This window comes from Chryseobacterium sp. KMC2 (genome assembly GCF_016756935.1).
Lineage (GTDB): Bacteria > Bacteroidota > Bacteroidia > Flavobacteriales > Weeksellaceae > Chryseobacterium > Chryseobacterium rhizosphaerae.
The window spans coordinates 1-14,554 of sequence record NZ_JAESIT010000038.1 but is presented as its reverse complement, the minus strand read 5'-3'; the positions used below and the strand labels follow the sequence as shown (position 1 = coordinate 14,554).

Here is a 14,554-nt window from a genome sequence, read left to right as displayed (position 1 = left end):
TCTTTTATCTGTTCTTTATCTTTCTGATCTTCCGACACACAACTTATACAGAACAAGAATAAAACTAAATATAGTGTTGTTAACTTCATTATGGTAAAACTTTTTTGTTAGCTTTTAATTGTTCATTAAGAGGCTGAACAGGAATGTTATTGGTTTTCATAATCTGTGTTCCATTGGATATAATCAAAGAATTTGGTATTAATCCCGCTGCAGGATTAGGCAAAGTTCCATCAAAAACATAATTTACCACATCATTTCTTGTTTGCGATGTCATGTCTATATTGCTTCCGTCAACGTATTTAATTGCTTTTCCCATTTGTATAGCTTGAAAATCGACTGCTTTAACGTCATTTGTTGCATTTACATAATTCCCATTACTTTTTATAGCATCAGGAATACTAGAAACTGAATCCATTAAACCAACCAACTCTTGCACTCCTCCTGCAGCAGTATTGAGCTTATCATAATTCTTGATCATTTTGTTGGTCATTTCCAAACCTCTTTTTATAGTGGTGAAATTTTGGCTATCCATACTTCCCGGCGTTTCCTGTACATTTTCCATTGTTGCGTCATTTGGTGTAAGACCGCTTATTATACACTTCATGCTTAAGCTCAAAAGGATAATAATTACTTTTTTCAATGATCTCTACTCCGGATCCGTTACCCATGTAACTTAAACGTACACTTCCTAAATGATTTATATAGTTGTAAATATACTTATTTTTCACATGGTCAATGTGGCCTTTTAACGTGAAAAATAAGTTACTATATAAAAACAGGTTGCTTTGAGAAGCAACCTGCTTAAACACGAGTAAAGTACTTACCTAGTAGGAAATTCTTCTAAATTTATTCACAGTCCTTTTCCCCAATTTTACTTGTTGGAATGCCAAATTTCTCAAAAATTTCTTTTATTTTATTTTCCTGTTCTGGTAAAGAGTAATTTATCAGGTTCATTTCCCTATCAAAGAGAAGAAACCATTGATAAGGATCATACGAAATACTGTTATGAGGTTTTACAAATTCAATCTTCGATTTACTTGACACTCTTTTGTTTGAAATGATTTTTATTAAAAAATCGAGATCTTTGGCAGTTTTGCCCTGTAATAATAGATCGAAATTTTTATATTTAAAAAATTCTAAGTATTTAGATTTAGGATTGATCATTGTAGATTTAATATTATCTCTTGTAATAGTAATCATATATCCCTTGTCTTTGTAGTAAAGACTTAAAACATGAATTAAAGATAAATCTGGTTTAAAATTTTCATCATTATTTATATAGATAAAGGCATCAATAAAATTATTGAAATTATATTTTTCTTGTATACATGGAGTTTGTGAAAAACTAAATTGAAATATAAAAGCCAGTACTAATGTTAACTTAATTTTCATAGGTTCCATTTTTATCATATGTTGTACAAGAGCCATTTCTATAGACCCTAAAATAGTATTTCTATAAATTAGATTGATTGTATTTTTCATTAGAGAAATAGGGTTGGTATACTATAATATTTTTCAGGTTAAGATAATAAAAACCACTGCAGCTAAACAGCAGTGGTTTTTACTTTATTTATAGAACACTACCTAGAAGCTAGCACCAACGGGAGCGCTAACATATCCTAAATTTATATACATTCCATTATTCGAAAATATTCTGAAAATATAACACTCCACTTATTATCAATAATCTACGTTAATAATTATATAATCAATCCCTTTTTTAAATTAAACTCCATATTCCCTTTTTTCTTAGATGTAATTTCTATCTTTTTCTTTTTAAGGACTCTTATTTACCTAGATCTGCAGTAATATTGATCAAAGTTATAACTTTTAATTGATCATAATTAATTCATCAATAAAGGCAGCATTATTAAAGAATAATAAAACTTCATCTTCTTTTTTTTGAAATTCTTTATGTGTATTTTCTATGTAATATTTATAGCCAATACTATCCGTTTCTGTTGCTTTGGTTTTGTCTTAATAATAAAATTTAATATTACTTTGTCCTAAGCAAATGCTGCAAAATAGTAGCATACTTATTAAAAAAAGATTCCTCATTATGCTATTTTTTGGTCACCTTTAATTGGACTTTTCTTTAGGAGGTTTAGGCATATTAGGATAACCACCTGAAATACCATGATTGGGAACAGCGTGATACAGCTTGTTCTCAAAAGTTTTTTTATACAATTCTATGTAATCAGCATTATTCAATTCAAAATAATTTATTTTTATTGATTCAGTATTAAATGGAACTTTATACCTTACAGAATTTCTAAAATATAAATTTAATGTGTCATTAGAAAAACTATATATAAAAGGATCCAGACCTTCTAAACTATTAGTTTTATCAAAATCTTTTACATTGACTATTTTTTTATTTGTTATTAATGTAAACTGTTTATCCCCAGTAATACCTAGGTTAATTGTCGATATATATATATGTTCTCCTTTACTAGAAGCTATTTCACTTTGATTTAATTGCTGGCTACCTAACTTATTATTACAAGATATTATACTTAATAAAAATAATAATGTTATATAAATGTTACTTTTCATAATGTTTATTTTTTGTTAGCATTTTCACCTGCTTTTATACCTTCCAAAATTCTTCTTCCAGAATATGGTTCCTCACCATAATATGGAGCTGGACCATAACTATTACTAAGGAATCATTGCAATTGTAATGGTTTTTATCTTTATCAGCTTTATTATATTCTATAGAATAAATCGAATTTAATTTCTGGTACGAGCTGAGGATTTTATTCCCAGTCTAACATATTATCAAAAATACTATGGTTATAAATCTTATCATATCCTATCTGATCATAAAATATAAAAGTAATGATTAATGGTTTTTGAAAATAATCTGGATTATTATTCTTAATATGGTATTGAACATATTTTCTTTTAGCTCTATTGAAAATGGTATCTTTTATTTTTATACTTTCTTTTAAATCTATATTAGAGTTGATTTTTTTGTAATTTTTATAAAAGAAACTTTTTTCCATTGATATAACTCCAGGATAAGATTCACTTTCATAAATTAATGATTGGTATTTACTTCCATCTTTTTGTTCAACAGCATCTAAAAAACTGGTTACTGTTTTTTTTATTTTCCTTTCAGCCGAAGCCTTGCTATTGCAAGATGTTGATATAACACTAAACAATATTATTAATATCCATATTCTCATCGTCCTACCTTTTGTAATTTTTTCTGTTGTTGTCTTGCTGCTTCGTTTAGCTCTGTCCTTTTTTTAACTTCTGGACTGTTTTGAACTATAATACCATTTTTTCTCATAATAGAGTTTGCGGTATTGACAATATTAGTTTTTGATCTTAAATTAACTACCGAATTATTCCTTGTATTAATATCTTTAGGTAAAGAACCATCAAATACATAGTTGGTAATTTCTGTTTTAGTTTTAGTATCTAGTTTTAAATTTGCTTTATTGACTACATTAAACTCTCCAGTTAATTTATCCATGTAATTAATTGCTTTTACATTTTTGTCCGTTGCAACCATTCCTCCCACTCCTTCAATTCCCTTATTAACAACACTATACAATTCAACAACACCTATTACCCCTTTAAATAAAGAAGAATTTTTCGCTCCTTTTGAAGCCAAATTTGTAGGATGCTTCTAGCGAAACTTTTGCTTACATTTCCCAAGTGATCCTGATAGTGGTAAATATAGTAGTTTTCTTAAGTTAAGAAAGTAAAAACCATTGCAATTGCAATGGTTTTTATTTTATTCATAAGGTATCAGCTAGGGAATTTGTAAAAAAAATAAATTGAAATATGACTAAAAAGAATATTAATTTATTTTTCATATTTGTAATCTTGTAAAACCAAAACTCCGTAGCCTTTAAAATCATAAATGTCAGAATAATTAATTTTAATAATTAAAAACCTTTTATTTTTCTCTAATATATCTATAGAGTTAATTTTCTCAATATGACTTGGATAATTTCCGGCAGTAGAAGTAGCTAGAAAACAATTTGCTGATTTCTGTTTTAAATTAAAATATCTAAAAATCCCTAAAAAGTTTCCAAAAGATATTGTCTTTCCCTCTTGATCGAAAACTAAAAATGTTTTAAATTCATTCTTTTCTGTATTGTACAAATATAATGTGTTATTATCTGAACTATATTTTAGATAATTTATATCCATTTGATCCACTTTAGGATTGTAATAATCTAAAACAACCCTATTAACTTTTTCATTATTGACAATTTCATAAGTTAGATTACTAATAAGAATTGGGTTAAAAAGCTTTAAATCTTGAGCATTAACTAATAAATTGCAAAATAACAACACTATTATATTAATTAGTTTTCTTATCATATTTTTTTTTCATTTTCTCCTCTAAGTACTTTGGAGAATTATTTACTTAATTTATCTATTGGAGAATTAGACTTCATATAACGGTTTTTGACAAAACTTACCCTGACTGAACTGCCTTCGCAGTTTTCATAAAAACTTCTCTTTTACTCATCTGTCAAGGTGATCCTTGTACTGGTAAATATAATAACTACTGCTCAAAGTCTGGAGACTTTGCGTAGCTAGGTGCCGGTTCTAAACTTCGCAGAGCGAAAGACTTTGCGCAGCTAGAGTAGTAATTATTGGTATCGGTTATTTCAAGAGCACCTGCGCTGTTTTTTGCAAAACTTACCCGGGTATTTCCAAGATCATCCTTGTACTGGTAAATATAATTATTTTCAAATTGAAATAAAAGCCACTGCAATTTTACAGCGGCATTACTTTTACTTTATTTGGACACAAGCGTGACGCTTGGTAAAACTATTTATTTGAAATTATTTTCACTACTTTGCAATACTATAGTAACCGACCAAATCACTTGAATTTATAACAACATATCCATCTTTAAACATTTTGTAAAGAACAGTTGCTACTTCATTAGAATTTAATTTTTTTGGAATAAATGTGAATGAATCTTTTTCTAATTCTAAATACTTCTTTTCAATTTCTTCAATAGTCATTGAATCAATATTTTGCTCAATGTGGTATATATTGAAAAATTTATTTCCGTTTTCAAACTTTTTTAAGTCTTTCATTTTTATTACTTCTTTTTGATCAAATAATCTTTCTAAGTAGGCTTTGAAATCTTTATCATTTTTAGAATGGCTATTTTTATATATTTCATATAAACCGTCTACATTGCTTTCAAATATTTTATCATTATCAGTCTTAAAATATAAGTGAAAACTAAAATATGGTGACAATGAGTTGTTTTCTATAGTTGCCAACTTTTCGATGAAAGCCTTATTTTTTGTTTCATTATTACAAGAAAAACAAAAAATTATTAGAACAAGTGATATTATTATTTTAAATGAATATTTCATATATTTTTATTTTTTCTTGTCGTCTTTTGGTTTGGTGTAATTTTGAGGATTTGGATTCACAGGAATACCTCCATACGTTGTTCTCAAAGGAACACCTTCTAATTTCCTTGCTTCATTTTCTGTTTTAACAGCTCGCTGTTCAGAAGGATTATTTGCGTCATTATCATTTTTAGCGTCTGATTTATTATTTATATCTTTATCATATTGGTGTTGCATTTCGTGAACAACCATAGATAAATCATTGTTTGGAACTCCTTCCATTTTTTTAAATCTATCATTTTGCTCTTTATCAGTGTAGTTGTATATTGTTTGTGAACCTCCATCCGAAGTTCCTTTTACCCCAGTACTTTGATCTGAAGTTTGAGGATCAAAGATATAATGTTTATTTTCACTCTCCTCAAGTGTATGTAATCTATCTTTTAAAATAGCATTGTTTGAATGTTCTACTTCTCGATAAGATCTTGCTAATCTAAACAATTTTGAACTTACAGACTGACTTCTTCCATCATATTTTTGACCAGAACGATCTCCATTTAAATAATAAAAATTACCATTTTTGTATTGTAAGTGGGTTTGGCTTCCATCAGAATTTACATGTATAAATATAATATCCTTCGGCTCTCTACCATCAGGATCAATAAACATAATGGGATTATTAAATGCATAATTATAAGGACTATGTCTTCTCATTTTTTCCGCCAGCGGTTACTAAACAAAAATTTAAAGATTTTTTTAATAAAAATATTGCTGCTTTATAACAAAAGACCTCACATTTTGCGAAGTCTTTTTATTTATAACATCTTATTGACTTTGAGAGGATAAGAAATATAATTTTTTGTCCTAAAAAAGGCAGCAACTTCATTGTTTTTATCCTATAAAGTTCCAATCCTGCCTTAATATTGCTCCAAATGCAAAACAAATTATTAGAAGAATAAGTAGTAATCCATTCAGAATATAACTTATAACTTTATTATTATTGTATCTATAAATCAAATAAAAATTAATTGTCAGCAAGATTATTACCAAAGGAATTAATTCTAAAACATCAAAATAAGGAAAAAATAGAAAATCTACTATAAACAGAGTAGAGATAATAAAAATTATTTGTGGGATTCGTTTCATTTTTTTTCAGGTATTAATTCTCTTTTTACGACTTCTGTAACTTTTTTATGTAAATCATTATCTATACTTTTATGATCTGATTTAGGAGCAAGGGCGTTTACTATTTTAGTAATTTTATTATCACTTGTTCTTTCTATTTTTTCACCCCCGTACATATCTTTTGTCTGATAATAATTCGCAGCGTTTGATACATTAGATGGTATTTTTGTATCTGAATAAACATCCATTATATCTAATGTAACCATTAAATCTACTTTTAAATCTTTATTTTCATTAACTTTTTCTACAAGATTATCACCTCCTAAACTGTGTCCAACAGCGGCTACGACTCCATCAGGATGATTTTTATTAAAACTTGAAATAGTTGTATTTATGTCATTCTTTGTATTTTCATTTCGTGACGAGTCAAAAATTACTACTCGTGTATTTTTACTATTCAATTGGTTTAATGCTCCCAAACCATTTTTATCAACAGAGCCATCTCCACGATTTTGAGCCTGTGTATATCCTTTTTTAGTATCTCCCGACCATCCCTGTGCTACAACAACCAAATTTTCGTATCCATCATTTTTCTTAAAACTAACAGCCTCTAAACCTTCCAGTTCTCTTGCATCAACAACCCTATTCTCAGAGAAATTATAATGTGACTGATAAGCATATTTTTCAGAAAGAGGATCTATATTAAAAAACCTTCCCACATCCGGCATATATTGTCGCCATTTAAAGCTATAAAAACCTGTTTCCTGGAGTTCCTGTTCTTGGTACTTGTAACTATAATACCCTCCAGTACTAGAAGTATTAAGTCCACCTACCCTGATATGGTTTAACCCAAAAGGATAATAGTTGTTGGTATCGGTTACTTCGAGAACATCTGCGCTGTTTTTTGCAAAACTTACCCGAGCTGAACTACGTTCGCAGTCTTCGTAAAAGCTTCTCTTTTACTCATCTGTCAAGGTGATCCTTGTACTGGTAAATATAATAACTACTAAAGCAAAACCATTGCAATTGCAATGGTTTTGCTTTATCTGCTCAAAGTCTGGAGACTTTGCGTAGCTAGGCGATCGCACCAGCGGGTCTTATTGCGTCAGTAAAATTAATTTGTGATGGAGTAGCTGAAGGATTGTTCAATAATAAATTATTCCCCGCATTAAATTCAGCACAACATCCAACTGGAGTCACAGACTTTGCGCAGCGGGGTTTATATAAATATTTCTTCAGGATTATTAAGGTATATATCTATAAAATCATTAAAACTATTGGCAATAACTTTATACTCCTCTCCACAAAAAATAAAAATCCGGTTTGTAGAAGACGATGTATTAAATAACTCTATTCCAAAAGAGTAAAAATTAAATTCATAGTTTCCAAAAATAAAAACCTTTTCAAATTTTTGAAAATCTAACTTACTATAGTCTGGCACTCCGTCCCAGTCTTTAAATTCATTAAATATTCTATTTACCCTATCAATACTATAAAATTCATATAGATTATCTAATGGAATATCATTACTGCCATTTATTAGTATAAAATATTGTTTAAGATCCGAAGGTATTAATACTGCATTATTATTTTGAAATTGATGTATTTTTAAATCATCAACGGTTGTAAAATTATTTACACCTTCATTTACAAAATGTTTTTTTAGTAAAGTTGATTGGTTTTGTTCTTTATCCTCCATAGTTTATTTTAAAGCTTTATTAATCATTTCTAGTCTTTGATTTTGAATTTTAAGAGCTGTTTCAGTAGCTTTACCTGCGGGAGCACCTCCAGTCCCATTAACAATTCTTGTAGCCAATTCCTTATAAGCTTGTAGAGCTTTTTTACTTACAATTTCTTTGCCTCCAGATTTGAAGAAAGCATTCATTTCAGTAGAATAGCCTTTTACTGTAACTTGTAATTCTTTAAAACCTAATTTTTTTAGATTATTTATGAACATTTTCTCACTGAAAATTCTTACTCCTGCTTTTCCTCCTACACCTCCAATAAAATAAGAGCCTACTTCTGCTCCAGTTTTAAGTTCCTTATCTAATACTGGATCATACTCTTTATGTTCTACAAAATAATCATCGTCACCACCAAAAAATGAATTAATAGTATTTCCAATCTCGGCTCCTAAATTCCCTGTGTTTTTATGATATTTTTTCCCATCAATAGTAACTATTTCTTTTAAGGAATCTTCCTCAGACATTCCTTTACTAGATCCCGCTTTTCGATCATTTTTCTTTTTAGGATCATCTTCCCCACCGCCTAATTGATTTCGTAATGCAAGAAATGCAGATTGCGCATCTGCTCCAGTATAAGTTGTTCCTGAAGCGGTCTCGATAACTTCCATTCCATCAGGATCAATATGGTTTATAGGATCATCTATTGCATAATTGTATGGTGACCATCGTCTGTACTGTTCACTCAAAGGGTCTATCACTCCCCATCTACCCAAATCCGCCATATACATCCTTGCACCATAGTCATACATCCCCGTTTCCTGAAGTTCCTTCCCATTGTACTTATAGCTATAATACCCTCCAAAACTAGAATCACTAAGTCCGCCTAACCTGATATGGTTTAACCCAAATGGATAATAGTTGTTGGTGTCTGTAATTTCAAGAGCTCCTGTCCTGTTACTTCCATAAAAAAACCCTTACATTTCCCAGCTGGTCTATGTACTGGTAAATATAAATATTTTATAACCCCAATAATAACCTCAAAAACATTTCTAGATTAGAGTTCTGTTTAGACTGCAAATCAATCATTTTAAAGTGTAAAAACCTCACTTTTATGAGGTTTTGTTATAGCAGCTCAAAGTTATAAACTTTGCGCTGCTAGGAGACTTTGCGTAGCTAGGTTATAAACTTTGCGCAGCTAGGGTTTATTTTTTATCAGCACAAAGTCTCCTGACTTTGTCCAGATTGGTTTACTTACTTCTATTCATATAAGTTTTAAAAGTAAGTAATTTTTGCGCTTGTTTTCCTTTTTCCTCAAGAGGTTTATAACCATCTTTTTTTGTATATATATAGACATAAGCACTCTTTTTTAAGACAATAGAATAATAACCTTTAGTATCAGTCTTTAGTTCTATTTTATCTTGACCTAAATATTCATCATAATTTTTATGTCCGTTATCGTTTTCGTATCTATCGTTTATTACTGTCACCTTAACATCTTTCAAAGGCTGAGAATTACTAGAGTCTAAAACGTAGCCTTCAACCTTTATATCATTTACATCTTGGTTGTTATAATAATAAATGAAAATGTATACACTTGCTAAAGCCAGTATAACGAGAATTGCTATTAATAATCTACTTATTATTTGCTTCATTTAATCTTTTATTTATTGCTGTTTGAATATTAGTTCCCGCTTTTGTCTGGATATTTCCATGCGTTAAATTTTTTCCACTAAGCTTTATATTTGTGACTTTTGCTTTCCCTTCAGAGGTGTGCCGATAACCTCTTGAGCCTGGAGAATTACTACTTCCACCATCACTTTTATTACTACTATTACTAGATGAGCCCGAAGAAGAACCTGAAGCTCTTGATGAGCTAGATGCACCAGAATTATTTTCTTGATAAAAAACATATGCTGAGTTCACATTATCTGAAATAGATGTATTTACGGTTGAGCCTCTTAATGGTCCGTCTGAGCTATCTACAATTATCATAGTATCAATAGGTACATTAGGAACTTCTTCGGCCAGATTTACTGCATTGTCTCCACCATAGCTATAGCCATATACAAGAACTATATCTCCCTGTTGGTAATTTTTTTCTAAAAATTCTTTTCCTGTTTCAACTCCTGCTCCTTGTGTTAATGCTGGTGATATCATAGCTCCTTTAAAATCCATTCCCAATGACCTAGCATAAGAAGCTGTAGCATTATATCTAGTACCAGCTCCTCCAGCATCTTTAGTATTACTTCTTATTTTTCCGTCTCCAGTAGGTCCTCCATGATAGAATACGGCTAAAACTCTAGGCTTAGGTCCTCCAGGAAGGTCTGGTTCTCTTCCGTCGGGATCAATATACATTACTGGATTATTAAATGCATAGTTGTAAGTACTAAATCTCGTCATCTTCTCCGCCAACGGATCCACCACACCCCATCTTCCAATATCTGCCATATACATTCTAGCACCATAATCATACATGCCCGTTTCCTGGAGCTCCTTCCCGTTGTACTTGTAACTATAATACCCTCCAATACTAGAAGTATTAAGTCCACCTACCCTGATATGATTTAACCCAAATGGATAATAGTTGTTGGTATCGGTTACTTCCAGAACATCTGCGCTGTTTTTTGCAAAACTTACCCTGGTATTTCCAAGATGATCTTTGTACTGGTAAATATAACTAATTGTTAATAAAAAAATGCCGCACGAAGGGATTCATGCGGCAGCGTAGGTATATCTGACATAATGAAAATATTAAAAAAAAGTTTTTGACTACATATTTGTTTAAATCCTTTATTAACTGTTGTTTTTAATACATTTATGAAGTCTATAACTTTTGGTAAACGTCTTACAGAAGTAAGAAAAGATAAAAAAATGTCGCAGGACGAAGTAGGCAAACTTGTGGGTGTTCACGGTGTTGTATGAACGCGAAGAAGTAAAACTATCTATTGAGATGGCAACGCAACTGGCAGAAGCCACGGAAGTATCTCTGGATTATCTTGTAGGTTCTACGGATATTCTATTGGATAAAAATATTGTCGCTAAAATTCTCGATATCCAAAAACTAAAAGAGAACGACAGACAGCATGTCTTCGCTCTCCTGGATGCGTTCTTAAAACAAACTATTCAAAGCATTATGTAAAATAACAAAGCCACTCGAATGAGTGGCTTTGTTGTATTGATACTATTTAGTATTTTGAATTAATGGAAAAAAATAAAAATAGAGTACAAATATTATTAGGGGTATACACAAAATAATATTCCAAAAATTTTTTTTAAAGATAAGAACCTTTATAAAAAGATAAGCTGATATAATTAAACCTATTAAATTCGTCGGAAAGCAAAAAAATAAATATATTTTTTTAGCTGTTCCACTATATGTATAAATCTCTCCAAAAACATCTATTAAAAGATAAATGAAAAAGTTAATAATAAATATTCCCAGTGGAATATAGGCTATTTTAAGTATTCTTATTTTTTCCATCCAACTTTGTTATAATTATATCCATTAGTAATTGCACGCTGATCCGCTTGTGAATCTTTCCCTTTCCCTGTTAAAACGCTACTTGTATTTGCTCCATTTTTCAAAACATCTAAAGGAGCTCCAATCATTTGGAAAGCCTTCCCTGTCATGAAGTTACCTGCATCATATACATTATATAATGTATTTGTTCCTTCAAATCTTATGAAGCCACCCGTTCCATCCGGAGGAGTTGCACCACCACCTTGCGATGGAGGATAATTACCTCCTTCTTGCACGACTGCTCCCATATCTCCTGCAAAATCAAATTGCCCATGACCTAATGAGCCCATATACATCATCCAAGGAGTCATAATATATGATTGTTCACCAAATGCTTGAAGATATTGGGCAGTATCTTTTATATCTCCTATTCCTACTTGATTGAAACTATCAGCCATCTGTTGAGCTGAATATGGAGAGAATAACCTTATTCCAGCATCTTCTAGTTCGTAATCATTCATTGTCCTTCCATATGAGGCAATAGCATCTAATTGCTATTGATCAAATTTTGAATCATTAACGTTTAACTGGTTACCATTTTCATCAACAACAGTATGAGGAATGCTTGGGTCTTGCACTTCAATTTGTGTTACATATCCTTGAGCATTGACTTTGATAATATCTTCATTTTGTCTCCCGTCAGGATCGATAAAACGAATTGGGTTATTAAAGGCATAGCTATACGGTGACCATCTTCTTGATTTTTCTGCTAAAGGATCCACCACACCCCATCTTCCAATATCTGCCATATACATTCTCGCTCCATAATCATACATTCCAGTCTCTTGCAACTCCTTGCCGTTGTACTTATAATTTTTATATGTACTCGGTCCAAAGAAAGATGCTCCAGTATTTAAATGACTCATTCCAAAAGGGTAATAATCATTAGAATCTGTAATTTCAAGAGCGCCTGTGCTGTTTCTTCCGAAACTTAGTCTTACATTTCCTAGATGATCCTTGTACTGGTAAATATAATAGTTTAGATTGAAAATTATAAAACTATTGCATGTGCAATGGTTTTTAGTTTATTCATAAGACCAAGCGTTCACGTCAGCAGAGAGTATATTTCATTTATTATCATTTAATAGAGCTGATACACAATCTTTAACATTCTGTATACCTAACTTTTGTTTAATTTCTTTCATATCCTCTTTCATATTTTTCATAGGATTACTATTGCAGAAAAAAGATACTTTTGCATTTTCATTATAATTGAATGTCCAACTTCCAACGTCATTTATTACATTATTATTAATATTATTTAGAAAGAAACTGCTTGTTCTTTCTGTATTTTTAAAATTTAATAACAAAATATTTTTATTTTCATCATCATCTGCATAGATAACGACTTTATAGCCTTTGTATTCAATTATCGAATTTTTTTCATCGATTTTTCCCATACAGTCGAAACAATTATTATTTATATGGATATTTTTTTCTTTGGGATTCTCCTGTTCATTATTAATACCTAATTGCAGATATGTTTTACCAGGAGTAAAAATTTTATTTTTTTGAGAATAATAATCAATATAAGTATCAACAATATTATTAACATTTATTTTTTGTGCTGAGCAACTTAAAGTTGCAAACGATATAATACATAAAAATATTATTCTATTCAATTTTTGCGCTGGATCCATCATATTTAATATATTTTTTTAAAACAGTTGAGTATACTCTAAGCTTGATATTATCATGAGCTCTTGCTACATTAATATCACAATTTTTACCAATATCACAATCAAAGGTATTTACTTTAAAACCTTTTGCTCCATAATTAAATCCACTAGGTGATATCTGATAATCAGGAGGATGGTTATGATCCTGTGCTGTTAAGCTACTTTGAAAAAAGTTATCGCCTCCTACTGAAAAATTAGACATATATCCCGTTCCTTTAGGATCGAGCGGAGAGGTACTGGGTAAATGATAAGTTGATATTACAGAAAAATTATTACCCGAAGTAGACGATTTATAAGTAGAATTTGCTGTTTCTACAGTCGTATTATTGTAAAAATACTCTGCAACTTCTGATGCTTTTGATTCATTATTATGGAAACTCAATGTAGATAGTTTGTCACTACTATTACCTTCATTATCTGTAATCGGTGAACTTAATGTTTTTTCCTGAGAGTTATTTTTAACATATCCTTTTTCACCAACTTCAACACCTCCATCATTGTCTGCTTTAAGATTTCCGTTTTTATCAAAATTCTTTTCAGCATAAATAACATCTGTTTTAGATTCTGCCATCCAAGTGAGATTTCCAGATTTATCTAATTTATAGATGTCTGTACCTTGTCTTCCATCCGGGTCAATATACCTCAAAGGATTATTAAATGCATAGTTGTACGGTGACCATCTTCTCATCTTCTCCGCCAGCGGATAATAATCATTAGAATCTGTAATTTCAAGAGCTCCTGTGCTGTTTCTTCCAAAACTTAGTCTTACATTTCCTAAGTGATGCCTATGTTGGTAAATACAGCTACTTGTTAAAATACTGCCATATGAAAGAATTCTTTCATGTGGCAGTAAAACTTATACTTATAATTATTTCCTAGGATCACAGTCAATTACACTATTATCAATATGTAATGCTTTTTTTGTTTCTTCTAACTCAGGTAAAACTGAATTACAAAAAAATATTAACTTACCTACTGCATCATATTCAAATCTCCAAGTTCGGGGATTATTATATGTTATATTCTCTTGGTAAGGAGGTACTGAAAATAAATTTTGTTTAGATATATTTTTAAAATTTTTAAATATAAACTCTTCTTGATTAGTTAAATTTGTAGCAATAACAATTTTATAATCATTATAAGAAACAACAAGCATTTTGTTATTTATTACTCCTGGGCAATCATAACAATTATCCAGTATATGAA

At 30.3% G+C, this 14,554-nt stretch carries 20 protein-coding genes; 1 reads left to right on the top strand and 19 read right to left on the bottom strand.

Features of this window, described 5'->3' with window-relative positions; translation table 11 throughout:
• Positions 1-88: 88 nt before the first annotated feature.
• From JML65_RS23485 to JML65_RS24070, 14 genes are all read right to left on the bottom strand, one after another.
• Positions 89-562 carry a hypothetical protein gene (locus JML65_RS23485; RefSeq protein ID WP_202272531.1) on the bottom strand — a complete coding sequence of 158 codons (474 nt, stop codon included), beginning with the start codon at positions 560-562 and terminating at the stop codon, positions 89-91.
• A gap of 284 nt (positions 563-846) precedes the next feature.
• Complete coding sequence (locus JML65_RS23480) at positions 847-1,482, bottom strand: hypothetical protein (protein WP_202272529.1); 636 nt, start codon at positions 1,480-1,482, stop codon at positions 847-849.
• A 597-nt stretch (positions 1,483-2,079) separates the two neighbouring features.
• Complete coding sequence (locus JML65_RS23475) at positions 2,080-2,556, bottom strand: hypothetical protein (RefSeq protein ID WP_202272527.1); 477 nt, start codon at positions 2,554-2,556, stop codon at positions 2,080-2,082.
• Between the two features lie 203 nt (positions 2,557-2,759).
• A complete protein-coding gene (locus JML65_RS23470) occupies positions 2,760-3,191 on the bottom strand; it encodes a hypothetical protein (protein ID WP_202272525.1) in 432 nt (143 codons plus the stop codon).
• Entirely contained in the window at positions 3,188-3,625 is a 438-nt protein-coding gene (locus JML65_RS23465; RefSeq protein ID WP_202272523.1) for a hypothetical protein, read from the bottom strand. Before JML65_RS23465 ends, JML65_RS23470 begins: the two co-directional genes overlap by 4 nt.
• Positions 3,626-3,819: 194 nt before the next feature.
• Entirely contained in the window at positions 3,820-4,344 is a 525-nt protein-coding gene (locus tag JML65_RS23460; protein ID WP_202272521.1) for a hypothetical protein, read from the bottom strand.
• Positions 4,345-4,531: 187 nt separating this feature from the next.
• Positions 4,532-4,744, bottom strand: a complete 213-nt coding sequence (locus tag JML65_RS23455) for a hypothetical protein (RefSeq protein ID WP_202272519.1) — start codon at positions 4,742-4,744, stop codon at positions 4,532-4,534.
• A gap of 79 nt (positions 4,745-4,823) precedes the next feature.
• Positions 4,824-5,363 carry a hypothetical protein gene (locus tag JML65_RS23450; RefSeq protein WP_202272517.1) on the bottom strand — a complete coding sequence of 180 codons (540 nt, stop codon included), beginning with the start codon at positions 5,361-5,363 and terminating at the stop codon, positions 4,824-4,826.
• Between the two features lie 6 nt (positions 5,364-5,369).
• The gene (locus JML65_RS23445; RefSeq protein WP_202272515.1) at positions 5,370-6,053 is read right to left on the bottom strand and encodes a hypothetical protein; all 684 of its coding nucleotides are present in this window, start codon (positions 6,051-6,053) and stop codon (positions 5,370-5,372) included.
• Positions 6,054-6,481: 428 nt separating this feature from the next.
• Positions 6,482-7,303: an RHS repeat-associated core domain-containing protein gene (locus tag JML65_RS23440; RefSeq protein ID WP_202272535.1), complete on the bottom strand. Its 822-nt coding sequence runs from the start codon at positions 7,301-7,303 to the stop codon at positions 6,482-6,484.
• A gap of 380 nt (positions 7,304-7,683) precedes the next feature.
• Positions 7,684-8,163 carry an SMI1/KNR4 family protein gene (locus tag JML65_RS23435; protein ID WP_202272513.1) on the bottom strand — a complete coding sequence of 160 codons (480 nt, stop codon included), beginning with the start codon at positions 8,161-8,163 and terminating at the stop codon, positions 7,684-7,686.
• Positions 8,164-8,166: 3 nt separating this feature from the next.
• Positions 8,167-9,042, bottom strand: coding sequence for an RHS repeat-associated core domain-containing protein (locus JML65_RS24075; RefSeq protein WP_317194111.1), 876 nt, complete (start codon positions 9,040-9,042; stop codon positions 8,167-8,169).
• 354 nt (positions 9,043-9,396) lie between these two features.
• On the bottom strand, positions 9,397-9,801 hold the full coding sequence (locus tag JML65_RS23425) for a hypothetical protein (protein ID WP_202272511.1): 405 nt from the start codon (positions 9,799-9,801) through the stop codon (positions 9,397-9,399).
• Positions 9,782-10,756 (bottom strand): RHS repeat-associated core domain-containing protein, encoded by a 975-nt coding sequence (locus JML65_RS24070; RefSeq protein WP_317194110.1) that lies wholly within the window; start codon positions 10,754-10,756, stop codon positions 9,782-9,784. The genes JML65_RS23425 and JML65_RS24070 overlap by 20 nt, the downstream gene beginning before the upstream one ends.
• A gap of 343 nt (positions 10,757-11,099) precedes the next feature.
• Between JML65_RS24070 and JML65_RS23945 the strand changes: the two genes are divergently transcribed.
• Positions 11,100-11,288, top strand: a complete 189-nt coding sequence (locus JML65_RS23945; RefSeq protein WP_237390977.1) for a hypothetical protein — start codon at positions 11,100-11,102, stop codon at positions 11,286-11,288.
• A gap of 329 nt (positions 11,289-11,617) precedes the next feature.
• On the opposite strand, the gene JML65_RS23410 is transcribed toward JML65_RS23945, so the two are convergent.
• The 5 genes from JML65_RS23410 to JML65_RS23390 all read right to left on the bottom strand — a co-directional run.
• The gene (locus JML65_RS23410; protein ID WP_202272509.1) at positions 11,618-12,130 is read right to left on the bottom strand and encodes a hypothetical protein; all 513 of its coding nucleotides are present in this window, start codon (positions 12,128-12,130) and stop codon (positions 11,618-11,620) included.
• 33 nt (positions 12,131-12,163) lie between these two features.
• Positions 12,164-12,568, bottom strand: a complete 405-nt coding sequence (locus JML65_RS23405) for an RHS repeat-associated core domain-containing protein (RefSeq protein ID WP_317194109.1) — start codon at positions 12,566-12,568, stop codon at positions 12,164-12,166.
• 168 nt (positions 12,569-12,736) lie between these two features.
• Positions 12,737-13,312, bottom strand: a complete 576-nt coding sequence (locus tag JML65_RS23400) for a hypothetical protein (protein ID WP_202272507.1) — start codon at positions 13,310-13,312, stop codon at positions 12,737-12,739.
• Positions 13,284-14,036, bottom strand: coding sequence for a hypothetical protein (locus tag JML65_RS23395; RefSeq protein WP_202272505.1), 753 nt, complete (start codon positions 14,034-14,036; stop codon positions 13,284-13,286). The genes JML65_RS23400 and JML65_RS23395 overlap by 29 nt, the downstream gene beginning before the upstream one ends.
• A gap of 180 nt (positions 14,037-14,216) precedes the next feature.
• A partial coding sequence (locus tag JML65_RS23390; RefSeq protein ID WP_202272503.1) for a hypothetical protein occupies positions 14,217-14,554 on the bottom strand: 338 nt, incomplete at its 5' end.

What these genes read in the sequence shown, in the direction of transcription:
- JML65_RS23485 (WP_202272531.1), bottom strand. Translation starts at nt 562, where the DNA reads ATGGAAAATGTACAGGAAACGCCGGGAAGTATGGATAGCCAAAATTTC.
- JML65_RS23480 (WP_202272529.1), bottom strand. Translation starts at nt 1,482, where the DNA reads ATGAAAAATACAATCAATCTAATTTATAGAAATACTATTTTAGGGTCT.
- JML65_RS23475 (WP_202272527.1), bottom strand. Translation starts at nt 2,556, where the DNA reads ATGAAAAGTAACATTTATATAACATTATTATTTTTATTAAGTATAATA.
- JML65_RS23470 (WP_202272525.1), bottom strand. Translation starts at nt 3,191, where the DNA reads ATGAGAATATGGATATTAATAATATTGTTTAGTGTTATATCAACATCT.
- JML65_RS23460 (WP_202272521.1), bottom strand. Translation starts at nt 4,344, where the DNA reads ATGATAAGAAAACTAATTAATATAATAGTGTTGTTATTTTGCAATTTA.
- JML65_RS23450 (WP_202272517.1), bottom strand. Translation starts at nt 5,363, where the DNA reads ATGAAATATTCATTTAAAATAATAATATCACTTGTTCTAATAATTTTT.
- JML65_RS23445 (WP_202272515.1), bottom strand. Translation starts at nt 6,053, where the DNA reads ATGAGAAGACATAGTCCTTATAATTATGCATTTAATAATCCCATTATG.
- JML65_RS23435 (WP_202272513.1), bottom strand. Translation starts at nt 8,163, where the DNA reads ATGGAGGATAAAGAACAAAACCAATCAACTTTACTAAAAAAACATTTT.
- JML65_RS23425 (WP_202272511.1), bottom strand. Translation starts at nt 9,801, where the DNA reads ATGAAGCAAATAATAAGTAGATTATTAATAGCAATTCTCGTTATACTG.
- JML65_RS23945 (WP_237390977.1), top strand. Translation starts at nt 11,100, where the DNA reads ATGGCAACGCAACTGGCAGAAGCCACGGAAGTATCTCTGGATTATCTT.
- JML65_RS23410 (WP_202272509.1), bottom strand. Translation starts at nt 12,130, where the DNA reads ATGAATGATTACGAACTAGAAGATGCTGGAATAAGGTTATTCTCTCCA.
- JML65_RS23400 (WP_202272507.1), bottom strand. Translation starts at nt 13,312, where the DNA reads ATGATGGATCCAGCGCAAAAATTGAATAGAATAATATTTTTATGTATT.
- JML65_RS23395 (WP_202272505.1), bottom strand. Translation starts at nt 14,036, where the DNA reads ATGAGAAGATGGTCACCGTACAACTATGCATTTAATAATCCTTTGAGG.